The sequence below is a fragment of the Candidatus Galacturonatibacter soehngenii genome, assembly GCF_008830185.1.
Classification (GTDB): domain Bacteria; phylum Bacillota; class Clostridia; order Lachnospirales; family Lachnospiraceae; genus Lachnotalea; species Lachnotalea soehngenii.
Genome location: NZ_WAGX01000005.1, coordinates 1,123,601 through 1,143,677 on the forward strand (window position 1 = coordinate 1,123,601; position 20,077 = coordinate 1,143,677).

Sequence of the window (20,077 nt, forward strand, 5' to 3'; positions counted from 1 at the left end):
GGCTATTCGTGTATGAACGTTCTCACGGGATACACTCTTAAAACATTTTAATTTTATCACCTTAATAATAAGAATCCATACGATATGTAGACAACAACCTATTCCATAAATCTTTGGATATATACTTATTAAGAAACTTATAACTCTTACCAACACTGAGTGTAAATCCTGTTTCTATTCCAACTTTCCACGATTGTTTCACCATTACAAATTTATTGCATCCTCTATTTTATTCATTTTTTTATCGACATCAATATTAGAATGATTTTTATACCAGTCATAGGATAATTTCATTCCATCCTCTAATCCAATGTTAGGGATAGGTAAGTTATCCTTTTCCAAATTTATGACATCTAGCAGATATGTGCAATCTCTAAATGGGAAAAATTCTCGAGCTTTTAATTTTCCTTGGTAGTGAACTTTCTTAATTCTTGCATGTCTGCCAACAGCAAGAGCTGCACATCTTACTAACTTTTCCCAATTAGTTACTTCAGGGTTTGTTACATTGTATATTCCTCCTGCCTGCATATATAGTAACTTATCAAAAATCTTCAATAAATCAGATATATAAACAAACTGTATCTGACTACTACTATCTGGAATTGGGATTATCTCGCCTTTTTCTATCTTTTCAAAGAAATAACTCTCCCTATATAAATTATTACCAGCACCATAAATATATGAAGGTCTTACAATTGAAACAGATACCTTATCGGAAATACTTTTTTCCTGTAAAAAAGTCTCGGCAGATAATTTATCTGTTCCATATTCACCCCAATTCTCATTATAGCCACATTCGGATTTTTCATTTAAATATTCAACTGATGGTAAATATACTGCACCCGAACTACATAAAATATATTTTTTTAATGATTGTTTATCTAGTACTTGATATAACAGCTCGACATCTTCTTTTGTATAGGCGGAAATATCATATATAACGTCAAACTTTTTATTTCTTAAACTTTCTAAGTCAGTAGCATTTTTACGATTACCTATAAAATGCTCCTCTATACCTTCGTAATCTAAATTAGACTGATTTCTCGTAAAGATAGACACCTTATATCCTTTATCTATCATATATTTTGCTAACTCTTTGCTAACAAATTGCGTTCCTCCCATTAATAGTATATTCATTTTTTCCTCCAATAAATGTATAATTACTTATATTTAGTGCTGGTTAAAGGATTAACTCATAACAATTATTATATCTAAACATTTTATATTGTCAAAACAATTTATCCGCAAGCAGCGGTGAAGAATAAATTTTATTTATTCCATTTCAAAAATAGTATTTTCTATTTTTGCTAATTATCCACTTTTTTTCATTTGTTTCTTATTGTTATGCACATCCTACTGCGCTACTTAACCAATTTTTAAAGCTTGTGGATAAATATTCTGTTATTTCATCTTTCATTCAATCACCACCTGTGCTACAATTAGCTTGTTATTCGAGATACACAGTTGTGTATCTGTTTATGTAAGATACATCTTCTTGTGTTACTGTTAGTCCTCGAAAACTTTCCAGTAGGCCTGAAGATGTATTTTTTATGCTCTGTTTTAGTTCCTTTATATACGGATTCCACGCAAGATAGAGTTGCATCAGAATATCCGATATCTGTGTCAGCAGGTAATGGTTCTTCATCGCATTACTGTTTTTACTGTTAAGATGTTCGATGCGATAAATTCCATTCTTCTGATTATTAAATCCTTCATTTTCTATTTTCCAACGACCTCTTCCTGCAAGTATTATTTCTTCCAGATTTCGATTGGTTACTTCTAGACTACTTATCCATTGAAAACGAATTATCTGCTTTTTCCCTTCTTTATCTTTCGTCTCATATTCATACTCTAATACATTCATGACCTCTTCTTTTTCAGCAAGTTCTTCCACATGGTTTGCATAATAGGCCGTTCCTTTTTCTTTACAGAGCCCTTTCTTTCGCGTTGTATCTTCGCCGCTTTTGATCCATTCAAATCCCTCACCCAGTTTCTTTTGTCTGGTATTTTTCTGTGTAAAAAGATACTCCCAATGATATTTTTTTCGGCAAAGATTCATGAATGGTTCTGTTGCATACAAAGCATCCCCCTGTACACAAATCGGCAGTCTTTTGTAGTCTTTCTTTATTTTCTTTAGCAGACGTTTTGCTGCGTTTATTTCACAATCTTGCTTGCTTATATCTTCTTTTTCATTTTCTATGAATTCCGTACCTAGGCTTATAACTACATTATCATTCAATACAATTTTTGCTTCCAACACTTTATGATAGTACAACTTCATTGCCTTTCCATCGTCCGTCTTCCTTGTCACGCAAAGACAGTTATCACAATGCTTCTCTTTGAAATAGAACAAACCCGTTCCATCCAGAATAATACGCCAGTATTTTCCTAGCATACGTCCTCTGTTGAACTGTTTCCCACGGATTAGACTTGTAACCATCTTTTTCCTCAAGCCTGACAGGCAATCTGGCGAAAGTTTTTCGAGATAATAATTCAAGGTATCATAGTGAGGCATTTCCTCTAGGTTCTGATTTCCTGACATAAGACGTAAAGTAGCAATACATGTTTCCTTATTAAAGTTTTCTTCCATTTCCCTCATTGAGTGCTGTCCACATACATTTTTCAGAATTGCCATATAAGTTAGATCCGTTTGTGTATATGTGGTATAACTCGGGTTCCTTGGATCATCCATTTCCAAAATCCATTCTTTCAATGCATGAAAAAAATGATTAGCAACCATCATAAAATCAACAATTCCACGGTCCTGTTTTTTACGCTTACGTTTTTCCTTTTTTGTCATCTGTATCCTCCTGTGCGAAAAGTTTCTTGCTTATATTTTACCGCACAGGTGGTCACCCTGCATGAAATTTAAATATTTTATTGCGAAAAATTTTTATTCCTCAAAGCTGATCCGCAAGATTATTTATTTGCAGATAAATTTAACATAAAACTAATATTCACCTATATGATTACATTTTTAAATATATTAATTTTAAGTGATGCAAAAAATGCTATCAAAATGGAAAATGACAGTAAAAAGTGCACTCATATCCTTTCGATATTGACAGGAATAGGGGCTGTTGCAAAATGACTGATTTTTAGTCATTGAGCAGCAACCTTGTTTTTTTTCTATTTTATGGAAGTGAATAGAATCTCATTTTGTTTTTATGCGCACTTTAATAAGGTATAATCTTTCTCTCTTTTATGCTGGTCTTTTCAAACTGTGCAGATAGGATTTTAACCTGTCATTTTGTATCTTGGCATGAAGTTTGTTAATGTTATAGCCAAAACACAGTAACATAAATTCAGTTTTTACTCGGTTTTTGCCACGTGTTAAAAATCTTTGAAATTCATAGTCACTTTTTAGCACCCCAAATGCACCTTCAACCTGAATGGAACGGTTCATACGAAGTCTTGCCCCTTCTTCTATACTTATGTTACGATAGGATATTTCACGCTTTTCTATGAAGGTTTTAGAAACCTGCATCTTGCGATTCCCTTTCGCTTTCGTACATTTTTCTTTCCATTGACAACCCTCACAACTCTCGCATTCATACACTGTCACTTCCGAAATATATCCAGTAGCCGACTTGCGGTGTACGATGCCCTTTGGTCTTAACATTTTCCCATTGTGGCAGGTATAACTATCGGTCTCCTGATTGTAAGACATATTTTCCCGCTTGCTGATATCCTTTTTGAAGCTTTTCTTTTTCCATTTTTCATAAGTCTGGGGCTTGATATAGGGTGTCTGCTGATTCTCTTCCAAATATAGATAATTCTCTTCACTTTCATATCCAGAATCAGCTATCACATTTGTATATTTTCTGCCCAGTTTTTTAGACATGGTCTCCAGCATAGGGATTAGGGTTGCTATGTCATTTCTATCTTGGAAGATACCAACTCCCACCACGTATTCGCTCTCCACTCCAATCTGTACATTATATGCTGGTTTAAGCTGGGAATTACGCATGTGATCGTCCTTCATATGCATGAAAGTGGCATCCGGATCCGTTTTGGAATAGCTGTTTCGCCCAACCATCTGGGTATTTCCATAATCATACTTTTCTTTTCGTTCTTTAAACTCTGTCAGCTGTTCTGTCCATTTTTGAATGGAACTTTTCCGTTTTCCTATACCATGTACAAATGTAATTTTTCGTTTTGTCTTCTCTTCATCCAGCCACTTGGACACCTGATTCATATCTTCCGGTAAAGTGTCGCGTGATACGAAAAAATCTTTGATTTCTGATTGGTTGATTTCTGCTATAAGAGCCTGGATTTTTGGATACATCTTTTCTTCGTTTTTCTTGATTACTTTTTTCCAGACAAAAGTATAGCGGTTTGCATTCGCCTCTATTTTTGTTCCGTCAATAAATAAATTTTTATACTGGATTTCTTCCACTTCTGCAAGATATCTTACCTGTTGGTAGAAAATGTCATCCATCACCTCGTCCGTTAGATAAAACTGCCGAAAACGGCTTATCGCACAGTGGTCTGGCGCTTGAGTACCAGCAAGTAGCCACCGAAAGTTGATGTCACGAAGGCAGGCTTTTTCTATTTTCCTGCTAGAATAAATGTTTTGCGAATAAGCATAAGTCACTACCTTGCACATGATCTGCGGTTCCACTGCTGGTTTTCTTCCTGTAGAAGCATAAGCCTGATACAACTTCGTGTAATCCAATCCCTCCATAACGTGGCTATGCAGTCGGACAGAGTCATCTTCTGGTATAAGACTTTCCAAATTTAATGGTAAAACTAATTGATAAGAATCATTAAATTCGGTATAATCTTTATAGTTAATTACGTTACTTGTCATAACATAATTATACTATTAATGCAGGTTCTTCGGAACCTGCATTTTTCACCTAATGGCATAAAAAGGAGGCTGTTGAAAACTAACCTAATTAGTTAGTTTTGCAACAGCCCCTTAATACTTTATTGTATAAAATGATGTATAGATCCTCTAAGTGACACTGGCTTATTACTCGTAAATACAATTCTTAAATTCCCAATATTGGTAATATTCGAACCAAAATGAGTATATAGCCCAACTCATAGTGATTGAGTGTTTGTACTAACCGTTAGCCACTCATTACCCAAACCCCTACATACTCTTCAAGCATACTCCATTATTCTTTTTTTCTAATAATATCAATCCATAAATCCTGATCCTTTAGTTCAACAATCGCCTGATCAATCATTGTCCCAACCAAAGATAACTCATCACAATCATCATCATCTCCCACCAATTGCCAATAATAGCCTTCCACCTCTGCCTGACGGTGAACATTTAAACTATAGCGTAGCATCTGAATGAAATCCTCATCATAACTGCATTTGCGCTGTATGATAGCAATTTCTGTCGCTTCGTCACTTCGCTTAATATCCACTTCAATGTTTCCATTCCCGTTGAGCAAAAGCATTGTAACCAGTTCATTCACAATAAGTGCAATTTTTTTTGATTCATGCTGCATGATTATTCTCCTTCTTAAAAGCATCAATTACTGGAATCATAACACTTGCAACGATTCCACCTGAAAATCCATTGTTATACAGGTTAATTCCACCATGTACCACACCTACATTGGTAACTAAAATCAAATGTAATATACCAGATATAAATCCTGCCATCGGTCCATATGTACCTGCAATTGGAGCAAGTGTTGTAGAAAATAAAACAGCTATAATGATATTCGTACTAGAAAGTTCAAACTGAAACAACAAAGCTGTAACAATGGTTCCAAGCACAACTGGCAAGCAGTTTTTTATATGTTTACCAAGTGCAGAAAAGCCAACAATTGTAAACACACCAGCCAAAGTTGGTCCATTTAACGTACCACCAATCAGTAAAACGTATGCCATACTGAATATACCCATAATAGCCATATTAAAAAATGTGATTCCATACCCTACTTTGTGCGTAAAATCAGTAATTAGTTTGCCCTTATATTCAAAGATACCAAAATAATCCTTTAAGGTTCTAGGATTTAATATAAATCCTGTTATCAAAAAACCTATAAAGATAAGAAGCAGCACTACAATTATAATGATATTATTTTCATTTGATACCGTATTGGCAGGTCCTACTGCTATTCCTAAATTTCTCAGTAGACTGGTAAATATCATACCTATTATACCAGAAGTAAAACCAATATTGTATAAATTATAACCATCATGGAATTTTAACATATGAGATGATAAGGGTAAGATTACAAACCCTACAAAAATACCTGTAAGAACAGCCACAAAAACTGCAATCGGCCAAGGTAAGAATCCCGAAAAACTAATTTCACTAATCATTGGGGCAAGCGCTGTCCCAAACATGATTACTACAATTACATCTTTAAATGAAATCTTTTGATATTTGGTGTATATATATCCTCCCAGATAGATTGGTAAAATATTATATACATTTTTTCCAAAAAACGAGAAACCAATTACGGTAAAAAATGCTGCGATTAAAACACCATTAATTTTTAATCGATAGATATACAGTAAATAAACATTGAAAAACCCAATCAAAGCAACATTTATAAAAGCAGCTTCGATTCCACCTACCTTAATAAAATCAGTAAATAAAATAGTGGGTGAAGTAATAATATTTTTCATACCTTCTATGATATCAAAATATCTTGCACGTGAAATGGCAAAACCAATTCCAGCGATAAAAAATAAAAGAGGGGTGGCAAATAAAAGTGATAAAAGCTCCATGCGCCCCAGATTTTTTTCTTCAATAATTCTGTAATTCAATAGAGTCCTCCTATAGTTAAGAATTTTGCATTTTATTATTTACTTATTATTTAAATTTTACATTAATTTTTTTTCTGTGTAAACTTTTAATTTCATTTTTTTGTATCAATTTGTAACAAATGTATGATACTTTGGACACCTTTTTGTAGCAAAATATAATTCACGCAACAATAGTCGCTAAAATACAAATACAATCACTCAATTCCATTGCATTAATGAAGTAGAAAGCTATACTTAAAGATAGTTTTAATTTTATTTCATTAAGGAGGATTCTATGGATAAACAACAAATATATCTAACAAAAAATTGGCGCTTTCATCTTGGCGATATTCCTGAAAGCTTTAGCAAGACCTATCAAGACGTAGATTGGGAGAAGGTAGAGATTCCACATGACTGGTCGATAAAGCAACCTTTTTCCACAAATCATTCAAGTGGTACTGGGTATGTAGCAGGAGGAATCGGGTGGTATCGATGTTCTTTCTTTTTAGATGAAAAATACCGCGGCAAACATATCAGCATTGTGTTTGATGGTGTATATAAGAATAGTCAAGTATGGTGCAATAGCTATTACAAAGGAAGCTGGCCATATGGTTACACTACCTTTCACCATGATATTACGAATGATGTATGCTTTGGCGATGAAGAAAACTTAATCTGTGTCAAGGTAAGCCATACGGATATCTCAGATTCTAGATGGTTTACTGGTTCTGGTATCACAAGAAAAGTCACCTTACTAATTGAAGATGAAATACATCCCGTTGCGGACGGCATTTTCTTTCAGACCCCTAAAGTATCAAAGGAAGAAGCTGAAATTCTAATTACAAATGAAATTGCAAATTCTTCTAACAGCCAAAAGAATGTAACAATAAAAAACGTATTAAAAGACAAGGAATCTAATGAGATACTAACACTTTCTTCTACGTGTACTTTGGAAAAGAATACCACGTGTGAGTCGAAACAATTGGGTATCTTAACCAATCCTATTCTTTGGTCTACCAAACAGCCATATCTATATACCTTAGAAACCTATATCAAATATGAAGATGTTGAAACAAAAGACAATACGTCTTGGTATTTGGCAAACACAATGAAAGTCGGGATACGAAGCTTTGCTTTTCACCCTGATACTGGCTTTACTCTAAACAATGTCTCACAAAAATTAAAGGGCGTATGCCTACATCATGATGCGGGTTGTCTTGGTGCTGCCGTAACCCCTCTTGTATGGGTTAGAAGGTTATTAAAGTTAAAAGAAATGGGTTGTAACGCCATTCGTACGAGTCACAATCCACATATGCCAGAACTCTATGACTTGTGTGATTCACTCGGATTTTTCGTAATGGATGAAGCCTTTGATGAATGGGAAGGCGCTAAGAATAAGTGGTCCACTGGACATAATGTTTATCCGCCAAAACACCAAGGGTATTATGAAGTATTCCCAGAATGGCATGAAAAAGATCTAGTCGCTTTGATTCGAAGAGATCGCAATCATCCAAGTATCATTATGTGGAGCATTGGAAATGAAATTGATTATCCAAATGACCCTTATTGCCACCCACTCTTTCAGAGTATGACTGGTAACAACGATAAAAATAAACCAGCAGCGGAACGTGAGTATAATCCAAATAAACCAAATGCCACACGCTTCGTTTCAATTGCAAATCGCTTGATTGAAATCGTAAAAAACGAGGATACTTCAAGACCCGTAACACTTGCGTCAGCTTTTCCAGAGTTATCAAGTCAGCTTGGACTCTATGAGAATTTGGATGTGATTGGGTATAATTATAAGGAACATTTATACGAAGAGGATCACAAATCTTTTTCTAATCAGCCAATACTTGGTAGTGAAAATGGCCATGGATATCAGGAATGGTTAGCTGTCACCAAAAATGATTACATAGCAGGACAATTTTTATGGACTGGTATTGATTATCTGGGCGAAGCATATGGATGGCCAATTCATGGCTCAAGTGCTGGACTTTTAACACTTGCTGGTTTTGAAAAGCCTGCATATTATAGGCGAAAAAGCTTATGGGCAAATCATGCATGCATTTATCTAGCCACAACAAGGTATGAGATGGATAATCATGAATTTACAACCGTTTATGAATCATGGAATTACATTCCAGGTGAAGAAGTTGAGGTTCGTTGTTATACCAATCTAGGCAGTGCAGAATTATTCTTAAATGAAAAAAGCTTAGGAGTCAAAGAAACCTCAAAGGATACTGGTTATGTCTCCTTTGTCGTACCTTTTGAAGAAGGTTTGCTAAAAGCAGTTGCTAAGCATAAAGATGCAAACTTAACCTCTTTGGATACAACCTTAACTACATGTTTGCAAACAACATATGCACCATGTAAAATAAATTTGAAGGAATTTACATGTGAGGACTTCTATCAAGAGAATTTACATCAGATTGAAGTTACAATTGAAGACCAAAATTCGAATCGAGTGGTAACAGATTCTTCTATGCTTCATATTGGCTTAGAAGAAAATGCAATACTCTTAGGACTTGAGAATGGGGATTTAGCTGATGTTACAGCTTATTGTGAACCTGCTAGAAGAGCATATGAAGGGCGTATGTTAATTTACTTAAAAAAGAAAGATCCTACCCTACCTGCTAAAATTAAAGTAGAAGGGGCGAATCTTAAAACCAACTTTTTTACATTTTAATCAATAGGCTTTCCTCTAACTTTTGATATAATGAGTCGGAGCTACACCTGTATGCTTTTTAAATACTTTACTAAAATAATAAATATCCAAAAATCCAACCCGTTCTCCTATTTCACCGACCGAAAGAGACGTGGTGGATAGAAGTTCTTTTGCATGTTCCATTCGAACCTTATTCAAATAAGAAAAAATCGTACTGCCTGTTATTTTCTTAAAATTACGGTTCATAGAATCAAAATTGCAAGAGAACCTCTCTTCTAGTATTTGGCTAGATAAGCTTTTAGGATAGTCTTCATTAATATAATTAAGAATAGCTTCGACCTTGGTATATGCCTTTGCACTACTAAGGTCGAAGTTCTCCATACAGGTAGATACAAAATATCGCTCCATAGTTACCATGGCTTCCATAACCTTGCAAGAACACGTTACCTTATAACCCTCCAAATGAGTTTTATTTTCTTCAATTGCTTCATTAAGAACATACATAAGCTTAATAAAGCTTGCTTGATTGCTATAATGAAAATATTTCGGAAGTACAAGCTTTTCCTCATCATAAATCTCATATGAAAAGGAGTTACTTTGTAGTGCATCACTTCTCATTTGTATCAAACGTTTCTTAGACACCTTCCTATCAAGTTCTACTTCTTTACTCATTGCCTCATGTCTAAAATGAATATAATAATACTCGCATTCAGAAGCTTTTAATCCTTCATGATAGAAATCTGGATCAAGCGTTATTACATCGCCTGATTTTAGTTCATATGTCATATCACCTTCTTTTAAATACATGACACCCGATTTTATCACATACATAATATATTCATCTGCCCTTCTTTTCTTATGCACATAGGGCGGTTTTATGTGTGCAATGTTTACTAAGCTTATTTTAGGAAGTATGGCTGATTTCAAAAAATAATACATAGTGACCTCTTTCACCCTAAGTCAGGTTCTGCTTCTAAGGAGATGTTCTCCCCAATTTTACCATCTGTTTCAAAAACAATAATTTGATTTCTTCCAACCTTTAAAAATGGCGCTGGAATATAAAGACGCTTTTGTGGTCCCCTTTCCCAAAAACGACCAATGTTTTCACCGTTTACAAATACACAACCCTTGCCCCAACCATTCAGTGCAAGAAATGTATCACATGCCTCTTTTATGTCTAATTCAAATTCATAAAAGGACGGTGTACCTACCTTATAGGATTTGTTAAAATCAATTTGATCTACATTGTCAAGCGGTAGTGTATAATGGCTCCAATTGCAATGTAGCATTCCATCAAAGGCGACACCCTTTTTAATCCCCTTTGCTTGTTCCTCTAGTCGAAGACCAAAATTAACCCTTCCCATATTCTCCATTAGTATATCTAAGGTAACTTCTTCTTTTGGCACCTCAAAATCATATTCTTGTTCTAACTCCAAATTATAACGTATTCCTACCTGTTGTTCTTCAGCAAATAAAATAGCACGATCTCCTGCTCCTAAAATCCTGCATTTTTTAATGTGAGTTCCTCGATGTAACTTGGTTCGGTAAAGAATATATCCATAATTTTGACCAAGCTGTTCCATGGTAAGCGTGCAAGGACTTACTACCTCTTTGCTAATATCGTCAAGGACAGAGAATAAACTAACTTTTCTATTGATTGCTAATGTCCCATAAGCACATTTCTTAATATCAGTGGTAAAGTTAACCTTTGGAAGCGTTGTATACGTTCCAATTATTTTTTGAAATTCATAATACTTCTTAGTTAACTCTCCATTTTCAGTTAAGATAGCATCATAGTCATAAGAAGTAACATCTGGCTCCAATCGATCATAAAAGTTTGCCCCATTCATAAAACCAAAATTAGTTCCGCCATGAAACATGTAGAAATTTACATGTCCAAGTTCTAACATATCTGTAAGATCTTTTTTATTTTCTTCTAAGTCTGAAGTATTATGCTTGCCACATTCCCAAGCATCAAACCAACCAATCCAAAATTCCATACACATAAGCGGCTTATCACCAATGCATTCTTTCATGATTTGAAATCGCTCTCTAGTTCTTGAACCAAAATTGCCAGTTGGTAAGACTCCTGGGATTCCCCCATCCATAAGCGTTTGCTTGGTTGGACCATCGGAAGTAACAAAAGGAACAATGGCTCCATTTTTTTCCATACTGCTCTTTAACGTTATCATATAATTTACATCATTTCCATAATAGCCATATTCATTTTCAATTTGCATCATGATAATAGGCCCACCATAAGGAAGCTGTAATGGTGTTAGTATTTGAAATAGTTCTTGATAGTAACGCTCAACCAAGGAAAGAAACGGCTCTGTATTTGTTCGAAGGCGTATGGATTCTTTACTTAATAGCCAAGCTGGAAGTCCTCCAAATTCCCATTCTGCACAAATAAAAGGAGATGGTCTTACAATGACCCAAAGCCCTAATTCTCCTGCCAATTCAATAAATTTCTTTATATCATACATACCCTCAAAACAAAACTGCCCTTCTTTTGGCTCATGAACATTCCATGCAACATATGTTTCTACGGTATTGCAGCCGAGTGCTTTTAATTTTTCTAATCGATCTCTCCAATACTGCCAAGGTATTCTAAAATAGTGCATTCCTCCAGAAATAATTTTTATTTTCTCTCCATCCATATAAAAATCATCTCTTATTTCAAATGTGTGTGTATTCATTAAACTAGTCCTCCTACTTCCATCATTACCCTTACTATCTTATACATTATTTAAGACTGTTGCAAGGGCATTACAACAGTCTTATTTCCTTCATTTGTAAGACGTTTCAGTCGTTATCATTATTTTGATTCATTTAATTGGGTCTGAACTTCATTTAAAACCTCATCATATCCAGCCGCTTTTAGCTTTTCTCTAAATTCAGCTACCATTGCCTTTGGATCATCTACTTTTCCAAATGCAATTCTTGGAATATAATTGGCACATACATCTGCCATTGCTGCAATCTGCGTTGATACCTTACTGTTATCAAATACAAACTTTCCATATGGGTAATCAATGGCATACGTATCATAATCTGCATAAATATCTGCTGCACCTTTATAGTGTCTTGCATTTGGCAATTCTAATTCATCATTTCTTCCACACCAGAAATTTGATTCTAGTGCATCAATGGATTGATCCCATCCATCTGGTCGGTCTAATTCACCGCTATCATTGATAATGTAATCCGAACCTTCAATTCCATAATTAATATAACGATAGCATTCTTCATCATTACGAAGTAAATCATACACCATAAGTGCACGCTCTGCATTCTTTGAACTAGCTCCGATTGCAACACAACCATGTGTAATGCTTGTTTTTACTAGGTTCTTACTTGGTTCTGAAAAAGAAAACATTTGCGTATCCGATCCAGGCTGCTTAATGTCCATATTTGGTCTTACATCTGTTACATAAGTCTGCGTATGATGTTGATCTGCGCCTGAAGCACCTGCCTTAAATAACTCTCTGGTGTCACCGTCATAATTTAATACGTCTTCTCTCCAGTATCCTGCATCCGCCCATTCCTTCATCAAAACTGCAAAATCTTCAAAAGAAGTTCCCTCCATATAAGGTGAAGTAACCGTATAGGCATCATCTTTTGAGGCTCCATAATAAATAGAAGATAATCCAATTGGCACTCCATCAATCACGATATTACTGGTAGTTGACTGCACATAACCAGATGCTAATGCGTTACCATTTGCCGCTGTGCCAGATACATCCCATGGAATGACATTACTCTTGTTATCTTTTACAAATTGAAAGTATTTTCCAAGGTCTGAAAAGTTATTGATATTACTAAGTCCTGCTTCCTTTGCCCAGTCTCCTCGATAGAAAATACCATGATTGGTATACTGGGTATAGTGATTTTCAGGAATGAGATAAATCTGTCCGTCATAGCTGCACTTTTCCCATTCTTCACTTGTTACAGAAGCATACGTATTAGGTGCATAGGTTTTAATCATATCATGAGTCAAAGGCATAAAAGAACCTTTTTTAATATTTGGCCACGCATCCAACCAGTCAGTCGCTGTCGTAATTAAATCAATTGAGGAATCTCCACTTGCTAAGAGCAAATTATACTGCGTCTGCCAATCCGCCCACTCCACGTATTGCAAATCTAACTCAGCATTTACTTTTTCTGTTAACACTGTATTTAGTTCTTTTAGCATTGATTCTAACCTACCATTAGTTGGACGGTTTCCTAATACTACAAATTTTACTGTAACATGCTTGGATGTGTCTAATCCACCATCGTTTGTTGTCTTATTTGTTGCAGAATCCGCAGAAGGATTTGTATCTGTGCTGGTTTGTTTTGAACCACCACAAGCTGCAAGACTTAATGTCATGGTTGCTGTTAAAACTGCTGCTAGAATCTTTTTCCCTAACTTTTTCATATTACCTATACCCTCTCTTTCCTTTTTTATGTGAATTCTTAAAGAATTGTCACCCTTTTACTGCTCCTATTGTAATACCAGATATAAAATATTTTTGAACAAATGGATAAAGCAATATAATTGGCCCTGTCGCAATCACAGCGGTTGCCATCTTAAGTGATTGTGTTGGAATGGTACCAGGATTTACATTAGAACCAGCCAATGAGTTCTTAAGCGCCGCTGCCTGTGTGATAATTCGATACAAATAGTACTGAAGCGGATAATACTTGATACTAGAGGAGGAGGATAAATATAACATAGAGTTATACCACTCGTTCCAATAGCCAAGTGCCAAGAATAAGCCAATCGTTGCCAATGCAGGCTTTAACATTGGTAAAATAAGTGCTGTAAATATCTTAAAATCTCCTGCCCCATCTATTTTTCCTGACTCTGTGATTTCAAAAGGAACTGACTTTGCAAAGTTCTTCATCAGTACAATAAGCCATGGTGTCATTAGTAATTGTAAAAAGACAGCAAGATAGCTTCCTTTTAAATGCAAGTACTTCGTAATCCAAAGATAGGTTGGTGCAAGACCTGCTGAAAACAATGTAGTAAAATAAATGAAAAAGGATATCACATTGCGAAATGGAAAGTCTCTTCTTTGTAAACAATATCCTGTCATTGCAATTAAGAATAATCCAATCACCGTACCAAAAACTGTCATTACAATTGTAACTACATAAGAACCAAGAATCATTTTAGGAACTTTAAATATCAATTCGTAGGCTGCAATCGTAAAACCTTTTGGTAATAAGCCAATTCCAGTTTGGTTTATCATTGTCTCATTGCTAAAAGATGCAGATATCATTAATAGAAAAGGGACTAAACAAGAAATTGCAAAACCCCCGATCAGTAAATAAGCAAAAATATGTAATATAGTAGTGAATTTATCTTGTTTGATTTTCATTTTTATCCCCCCTAAAACAATGCATAATCTTTATCAATTCTACGTACTATGCCGTTACTAAACATGACAACAACAAAACCAAATAATGACTGATAAAGACCAACTGCCGAGGCACTAGGGAAGTTAAAGTTATTCATTAAGGTACGATATACATAGGTCTCAACAATATCGGTATACGGCCATAACGTAGCATTGGATGAACCAACCAGATTGTAAAACAATCCAAAGTTACCTTTCATAATTCCACCAATTGCAAATAGGAATAAAATAATAATCGTAGGTTTTAAACTTGGTAATATAATATAGCGAATCTTAGCAAATACATTTGCTCCGTCAACTTGTGCCGCTTCTATCATCTCTTGATCTATTCCGCATATAGCTGCAAAGTATACAATAGAACCATAACCCGTTTGTTGCCATAGCTGAGCCAATACAATAATAACAGGCCAAGCCTTTGGAGTCTGATAGACACTAAATGGTTCTCCACCTAATTTCTGAATTATCGTTGTTAAAAAACCAAACTCATAATTTAGAATATTAAATGCCAATAGCCCCACTAAAACCGCTGAAATAAAATAAGGTAAAAACATAATTGTTTGAGAAATTTTCTTAAAGACATTGTTTTTTACTTCATTTAACAAAATAGCAACAATAATTTGTAACACATTACCAAGGACGATAAATGCAAGATTGTAAAGAATGGTATTGCGGGTTAACATCCATAGACTTCCTGAATTCAATAGAAACTTAAAGTTATCAAGCCCTACGAAATCGCTTCCAAAAATCCCCTGCTTATAATTAAAATTTGTAAATGCTATGTATGCACCTGGCATTGGACAATAAAAGAAAACGATAAAAAATAAAATTGCTGGCAAACACATGATTATCAAGGTTTTACTGTCCCATAACTTTTTGCCTAAGGGCTTTTTGTTGACTGCTTTTTTTACATTTTTTATTTCCATTGCGTAAGTTCACCCCTTTATTTTTTGAAATCGGTTTCATATATTGTGAAAAAAAATACTATTTTTAAAAAACAGCAAATATAACAATTTTCTTTTATTTTGAAACCCATTTCATAGTCATATTATATGTTTCTGCAAGGGAAATGTCAAGTACTTTATATTATTTCTTTGTCTATATATTATATTTATCAAGTTGTATACGGTTATTATTTGTGTATTTTTCCTTAATAATACTATTAACTAATAAGATGTATCGGTAAGATTTCTATTGTCTTTTATATACAAAAAGAGATAGCATATACTACCTCTTAGCTAAATAAGAACAGTTCTGAAAAAGAATATCTTACAATCTCAGCCAACTTTCATCCTATCTTGGTACAAGATTCCTTAATCACCAACCTCGTATCAATCAAGCTGATTCTTGCCACCTTTTCACCACGAATCACACGAATCGCTGTCTCTATTATTTTCTTTCCAAAATATTCATAATTATAATCAATTCCTGTCAACTTGGGAACTGTTAGATCCGTTAAAAAACTATTGTCATAACTTACTAAGGAGATATCATTTGGAACCGTTAACTTTCTCTCTTTCATAGCCCTCATAATGCCTATTGCTGTAAAATCATTGATGGCTATAATTGCAGTTGGTAATTGCTCTACTGCATTGAGTAGCTGCATCATCGCTTGGTAACCACCAGCTTCATCATAATCATAATCATCCATTATCAGTTCATTTTTGCATTCAATTCCAAAGCGATTTAATAGCTGTTTGAAGCGTAGTTGCTTTTCCACTGTGCTGATAACATCTCTTTTTCCTCCCACTAACGCAATCTCTTTATGTCCATTTGAAACAAGATACGAAATGACAAGTTCCATTGATTTGCCTTCATCAATGTTAACCTGATAACAATCTGCGCCATCTAATTTTCCTGTTATAATAATAGGAATTTTATTTGCAATCCGATTCACTCGCTCAACATAACTGCGATCTGATACTAATTCATCGACTCGCCCACCAATTTGTACAATCGCTTCCACTCGCTGGCTCTCGAGATTCTCAAGTTGCAAATCTTCCAGTTCTTTGTTATTTAACGAATTACATAACACTACCCGATAACCAAACTCATTCGCAGCTTTTTCACACTCAACAAAAAGTGTTGCATAGAATGGATTACGTATGTCTGATGCAATAATTCCAATGACCTTACTTTTCGTTTCACTCAAACCTCGAGCCATTTCATTTGGTTTGTAATTATACTTTTCAATCAAATGTTGAACTTTTTCTTTTTTTTCTTTACTGACGTTTGCATTGCCTGTAAGAACTCTTGATACTGTAGATACAGAGACTCCCGCTTCTTTTGCAATGTCATATATTGTAACTTGTCTTTTTATCTCCATACTTGCTCCCTGTTACATCCTTTAGCAATTCTTTTAAGAAATCGGTTTCATTCTTTCTCGATTATACTTCGGATTATGACAAATATCAACTGTTCGACACAACATTTTTAAAATAAAAAAAGATCATCCAAAGCCTTACTAACTATTGGGTGATCGATTCTTGTATCATCTATATCATTCATCTGGATAACCGCAATCAATAATATCTTCTAATTCTTCTTTTAACTGTTTGCTTTCATATTCTCCACCATGATAGCAAATCAATTTTACAATGGGATAAGGAAGAACCTTCCTTAATGACTGTATTTCAGCTTCTTTATCTATCACAAACTCCTTGGTAGCAATGTCTAAAATCCCTTCTTCTGAAATGAGTAAATCTCCACATATTAAAGTGTTTGAGGATTCTACATAAAGTGACAAATTATTGCTTTTTTCTACATATTATACCACTTAAACTTGTAAGATACTATATAAAACACTAATAAAATCAAAAAATAGTTTAGTTTTACTACGTATGTTACATATCAAACATAAGAATTTAAAAAGCCCTTTTCGCTATTATATCTACATTGTAATAACGAAAAGGGTTTTTATCATTTATTTTTATGTTATCCCAAGTTATGGTATTGACCAAGAAACTCTCTGGTTCTTTGATTGGTAGATTGAAACATTTCTTCTGGAGTCGTTTCTTCTACAATTACACCCTTATCCATGAATATCATTCGATTGGATACATCTTTTGCAAAATTCATCTCATGGGTTACAATCACCATCGTCATTTTTTCCTTGGCTAATTCCTTAATTACCTTTAATATCTCTCCCGTTAATTCTGGATCTAGCGCAGAAGTTGGTTCATCAAAGAATAAAATCTTTGGGTTCATAGCCAAAGCTCTTGCTATAGAAACTCTTTGCTGTTGTCCACCAGATAACTGGCATGGATAGTAATCGGCTCTATCACTTAAGCCCATTTTCTCAAGCAACAGCTTTGCTTCTTTGTTTACTTCATCCTTATTTCGTTTTTGTACATGTATGGGTGCATCAATGATGTTTTTTAATACTGTATAATGAGGAAAAAGATTAAAATTTTGAAATACGAGTCCAAAATACTGTTGAATCTTTTTCAATTCATTGCTATTTGCATATTCTGCTTTTCCACTCACGTTAGCCGCTGCTTTTTCACCTAAATAAATTAACTCTCCTGAATCCATAGTTTCCAACAAAGTTGCACATCGAAGTAAGGTTGATTTTCCAGAGCCAGAAGGCCCTATAATCGATACCACTTCTCCTTCTTCTACCGTCAGGGTAATGTCCTTGAGCACTAAATTATCATCAAAGCTTTTTTTTACATGATTCATTTCTAGTAACTTCTTCATCTTTGTGCTCCTCCTATTTATAGTAACTCATTTTCTTTTCCCAATACTCCATCAAAGCTGCCACAATAAAGTTAAAAATATAGTAAAATACTGCGGCCGCCATAAAAGGAACCATGCTTCTTTGGGATGCTGCAAGGGATTTTGCAACCGTAAACATCTCAGCATAAGCAATGGAAAATGCAAGGGAAGTATCTTTTACCAAGGTAATTACTTCATTGGTTATAGATGGTAAAATACGCTTTATCACCTGAGGCATAATAATTCGAATAAACGTCTGACTCTTTGTATATCCTAACACCTTTGCTGCCTCGTACTGCCCCTGTGGCATAGACTCTATTCCTCCGCGGTAAATTTCTGCAAAATATGCCGCGTAGTTAATCGCAAATGCTATGATTACAGCGTATGCTCGGTAAGATGAAGAAATTGAAATTCCAAATATGTAATATGGCCCAAAATACACTACCAAAAGCTGTAGCATAAGAGGTGTTCCCCTCATGATAGAAATGTAGATTTTGGCTAAATTGCGAATTATTATATTCTTTGACATCCTTCCAAAGGAGATTAGTAAACCGAGTGGAAGAGAAAATACTAATGTCATTACAAATATGATGACGGTTGTGACCATTCCAGCAGCAAGCTGGCTAAGCATAGTAGAATAGCTCATTTGTTTTATTCTCCTAAAATAGATACATCGTATCCAAAATATTTATTAGAAATCTCTGCAAAGGTTCCATCCTCTACCAATTCCATTAATGCAGCTTCAACTTTATCTCTTAACTCTTCATTTCCCTTTAAGAAACCAATTCCATATTGCTCGCTGGAAATTTGTTCCTTCAATATGGTAAATTTGTCTTCTTTTCCTTCTAATTGAAAATGTGCAACACCAATATCAATACCAATGGCGTCCACCGCACCTGATTCTAAATCCATAAAAGCAGTATTATATTGATCGACTGTTAAGAACTGTCCAAATGAAGCTAATAAATCCTTATGATCATCATCTTCTAGCGCAGTCTGTGCGGAAGATTCTTTTTGTACTTCTACGACTTTACCAGCTAAATCTTCTAAACTTGTAATTCCTGAATCTGCTTTAACCACGAATACCTGTGAGTTATCCATATAAGCTTTTGTCCAAGTATACTTGTCTTCACGCCCATTAATGGTAAATCCATTCCAAATACAATCAATGGTTCCTGCCTCTAATTCCATATCCTTTGCATCCCAGTCAATTGGCTGAAGTACAATTTCTTTTCCCATACGTTTTACACATTCCTTTGCCATCTCTATATCAAAGCCTGTGTATTCCCCGTCATCTCCAACATATCCAAATGGTGGAAAGTCTTGGTCAAATCCCACAACTATCGTATTACTTTCTTTTGTGTTGGCACTTTCTTGGCTTACTTCTTTTGCCGATTCAGCACTCGTCTTTTCCTTTGATGCTGAATCATTGTTACTATTTCCACATGCTCCCATTGAAAATACCATTCCAACAGAAAGTATAATCGCTAAAAATTTCTTCATAAATAATCTCCTCCTAATTCGTTATGGTAGCATGTTATTACGCTGCCACAATAAAGTACTC

The 20,077-nt window shown here is 34.8% G+C and carries 16 protein-coding genes and 1 pseudogene; 1 reads left to right on the forward strand and 16 read right to left on the reverse strand.

The genetic code is table 11. The features are described from left to right. Window positions 1–67 precede the first annotated feature (67 nt). The 6 genes and pseudogenes from F7O84_RS12620 to F7O84_RS12645 form a co-directional block, all read right to left on the reverse strand. Window positions 68–193: pseudogene (locus F7O84_RS12620) on the reverse strand (aminoglycoside 6-adenylyltransferase); the annotation flags it as partial. 11 nt (window positions 194–204) lie between these two features. Next, entirely contained in the window at window positions 205–1,137 is a 933-nt protein-coding gene (locus F7O84_RS12625) for an NAD-dependent epimerase/dehydratase family protein (RefSeq protein ID WP_151145742.1), read from the reverse strand. Window positions 1,138–1,447: 310 nt separating this feature from the next. After that, the gene (locus F7O84_RS12630; protein ID WP_151142126.1) at window positions 1,448–2,800 is read right to left on the reverse strand and encodes a transposase; all 1,353 of its coding nucleotides are present in this window, start codon (window positions 2,798–2,800) and stop codon (window positions 1,448–1,450) included. A gap of 402 nt (window positions 2,801–3,202) precedes the next feature. Beyond that, window positions 3,203–4,813, reverse strand: a complete 1,611-nt coding sequence (locus tag F7O84_RS12635) for an IS1182 family transposase (protein WP_151145744.1) — start codon at window positions 4,811–4,813, stop codon at window positions 3,203–3,205. A gap of 313 nt (window positions 4,814–5,126) precedes the next feature. Next, a complete protein-coding gene (locus F7O84_RS12640; RefSeq protein WP_151145746.1) occupies window positions 5,127–5,471 on the reverse strand; it encodes a hypothetical protein in 345 nt (114 codons plus the stop codon). Then, window positions 5,461–6,747 (reverse strand): DUF1576 domain-containing protein, encoded by a 1,287-nt coding sequence (locus F7O84_RS12645; protein WP_243140886.1) that lies wholly within the window; start codon window positions 6,745–6,747, stop codon window positions 5,461–5,463. Before F7O84_RS12645 ends, F7O84_RS12640 begins: the two co-directional genes overlap by 11 nt. Before the next feature lie 274 nt (window positions 6,748–7,021). Here F7O84_RS12645 and F7O84_RS12650 point away from each other — a divergent pair, with 274 nt between their 5' ends. Further along, window positions 7,022–9,415: a glycoside hydrolase family 2 TIM barrel-domain containing protein gene (locus F7O84_RS12650; protein ID WP_151145749.1), complete on the forward strand. Its 2,394-nt coding sequence runs from the start codon at window positions 7,022–7,024 to the stop codon at window positions 9,413–9,415. A 15-nt stretch (window positions 9,416–9,430) separates the two neighbouring features. Here the strand turns inward: F7O84_RS12650 and F7O84_RS12655 are convergent, their stop codons facing one another. The 10 genes from F7O84_RS12655 to F7O84_RS12700 form a co-directional block, all read right to left on the reverse strand. Beyond that, window positions 9,431–10,333, reverse strand: coding sequence for an AraC family transcriptional regulator (locus F7O84_RS12655; RefSeq protein WP_151145751.1), 903 nt, complete (start codon window positions 10,331–10,333; stop codon window positions 9,431–9,433). A gap of 11 nt (window positions 10,334–10,344) precedes the next feature. Beyond that, window positions 10,345–12,093 (reverse strand): glycoside hydrolase family 35 protein, encoded by a 1,749-nt coding sequence (locus tag F7O84_RS12660; protein WP_151145752.1) that lies wholly within the window; start codon window positions 12,091–12,093, stop codon window positions 10,345–10,347. A 119-nt stretch (window positions 12,094–12,212) separates the two neighbouring features. After that, window positions 12,213–13,814 carry an ABC transporter substrate-binding protein gene (locus F7O84_RS12665; RefSeq protein ID WP_151145754.1) on the reverse strand — a complete coding sequence of 534 codons (1,602 nt, stop codon included), beginning with the start codon at window positions 13,812–13,814 and terminating at the stop codon, window positions 12,213–12,215. Between the two features lie 49 nt (window positions 13,815–13,863). Then, window positions 13,864–14,760 (reverse strand): carbohydrate ABC transporter permease, encoded by an 897-nt coding sequence (locus F7O84_RS12670; protein ID WP_151145756.1) that lies wholly within the window; start codon window positions 14,758–14,760, stop codon window positions 13,864–13,866. 11 nt (window positions 14,761–14,771) lie between these two features. Next, window positions 14,772–15,722 carry an ABC transporter permease gene (locus F7O84_RS12675; RefSeq protein WP_151145758.1) on the reverse strand — a complete coding sequence of 317 codons (951 nt, stop codon included), beginning with the start codon at window positions 15,720–15,722 and terminating at the stop codon, window positions 14,772–14,774. A 362-nt stretch (window positions 15,723–16,084) separates the two neighbouring features. Next, window positions 16,085–17,122, reverse strand: a complete 1,038-nt coding sequence (locus F7O84_RS12680) for a LacI family DNA-binding transcriptional regulator (protein ID WP_151145760.1) — start codon at window positions 17,120–17,122, stop codon at window positions 16,085–16,087. 174 nt (window positions 17,123–17,296) lie between these two features. Then, complete coding sequence (locus F7O84_RS12685; protein WP_151145763.1) at window positions 17,297–17,542, reverse strand: MBL fold metallo-hydrolase; 246 nt, start codon at window positions 17,540–17,542, stop codon at window positions 17,297–17,299. Between the two features lie 188 nt (window positions 17,543–17,730). Beyond that, window positions 17,731–18,495 (reverse strand): amino acid ABC transporter ATP-binding protein, encoded by a 765-nt coding sequence (locus F7O84_RS12690; protein WP_151145765.1) that lies wholly within the window; start codon window positions 18,493–18,495, stop codon window positions 17,731–17,733. Window positions 18,496–18,508: 13 nt separating this feature from the next. Next, the gene (locus tag F7O84_RS12695) at window positions 18,509–19,159 is read right to left on the reverse strand and encodes an amino acid ABC transporter permease (protein ID WP_151145767.1); all 651 of its coding nucleotides are present in this window, start codon (window positions 19,157–19,159) and stop codon (window positions 18,509–18,511) included. A 5-nt stretch (window positions 19,160–19,164) separates the two neighbouring features. Beyond that, on the reverse strand, window positions 19,165–20,016 hold the full coding sequence (locus F7O84_RS12700) for an amino acid ABC transporter substrate-binding protein (RefSeq protein ID WP_151145769.1): 852 nt from the start codon (window positions 20,014–20,016) through the stop codon (window positions 19,165–19,167). Between the last annotated feature and the right edge of the window lie 61 nt (window positions 20,017–20,077).

What these genes read in the sequence shown, in the direction of transcription:
- F7O84_RS12660 (WP_151145752.1), bottom strand. Translation starts at nt 12,093, where the DNA reads ATGAATACACACACATTTGAAATAAGAGATGATTTTTATATGGATGGA.
- F7O84_RS12690 (WP_151145765.1), bottom strand. Translation starts at nt 18,495, where the DNA reads ATGAAGAAGTTACTAGAAATGAATCATGTAAAAAAAAGCTTTGATGAT.
- F7O84_RS12635 (WP_151145744.1), bottom strand. Translation starts at nt 4,813, where the DNA reads ATGACAAGTAACGTAATTAACTATAAAGATTATACCGAATTTAATGAT.
- F7O84_RS12665 (WP_151145754.1), bottom strand. Translation starts at nt 13,814, where the DNA reads ATGAAAAAGTTAGGGAAAAAGATTCTAGCAGCAGTTTTAACAGCAACC.
- F7O84_RS12655 (WP_151145751.1), bottom strand. Translation starts at nt 10,333, where the DNA reads ATGTATTATTTTTTGAAATCAGCCATACTTCCTAAAATAAGCTTAGTA.
- F7O84_RS12680 (WP_151145760.1), bottom strand. Translation starts at nt 17,122, where the DNA reads ATGGAGATAAAAAGACAAGTTACAATATATGACATTGCAAAAGAAGCG.
- F7O84_RS12650 (WP_151145749.1), top strand. Translation starts at nt 7,022, where the DNA reads ATGGATAAACAACAAATATATCTAACAAAAAATTGGCGCTTTCATCTT.
- F7O84_RS12700 (WP_151145769.1), bottom strand. Translation starts at nt 20,016, where the DNA reads ATGAAGAAATTTTTAGCGATTATACTTTCTGTTGGAATGGTATTTTCA.
- F7O84_RS12670 (WP_151145756.1), bottom strand. Translation starts at nt 14,760, where the DNA reads ATGAAAATCAAACAAGATAAATTCACTACTATATTACATATTTTTGCT.
- F7O84_RS12625 (WP_151145742.1), bottom strand. Translation starts at nt 1,137, where the DNA reads ATGAATATACTATTAATGGGAGGAACGCAATTTGTTAGCAAAGAGTTA.
- F7O84_RS12675 (WP_151145758.1), bottom strand. Translation starts at nt 15,722, where the DNA reads ATGGAAATAAAAAATGTAAAAAAAGCAGTCAACAAAAAGCCCTTAGGC.
- F7O84_RS12695 (WP_151145767.1), bottom strand. Translation starts at nt 19,159, where the DNA reads ATGAGCTATTCTACTATGCTTAGCCAGCTTGCTGCTGGAATGGTCACA.
- F7O84_RS12630 (WP_151142126.1), bottom strand. Translation starts at nt 2,800, where the DNA reads ATGACAAAAAAGGAAAAACGTAAGCGTAAAAAACAGGACCGTGGAATT.
- F7O84_RS12640 (WP_151145746.1), bottom strand. Translation starts at nt 5,471, where the DNA reads ATGCAGCATGAATCAAAAAAAATTGCACTTATTGTGAATGAACTGGTT.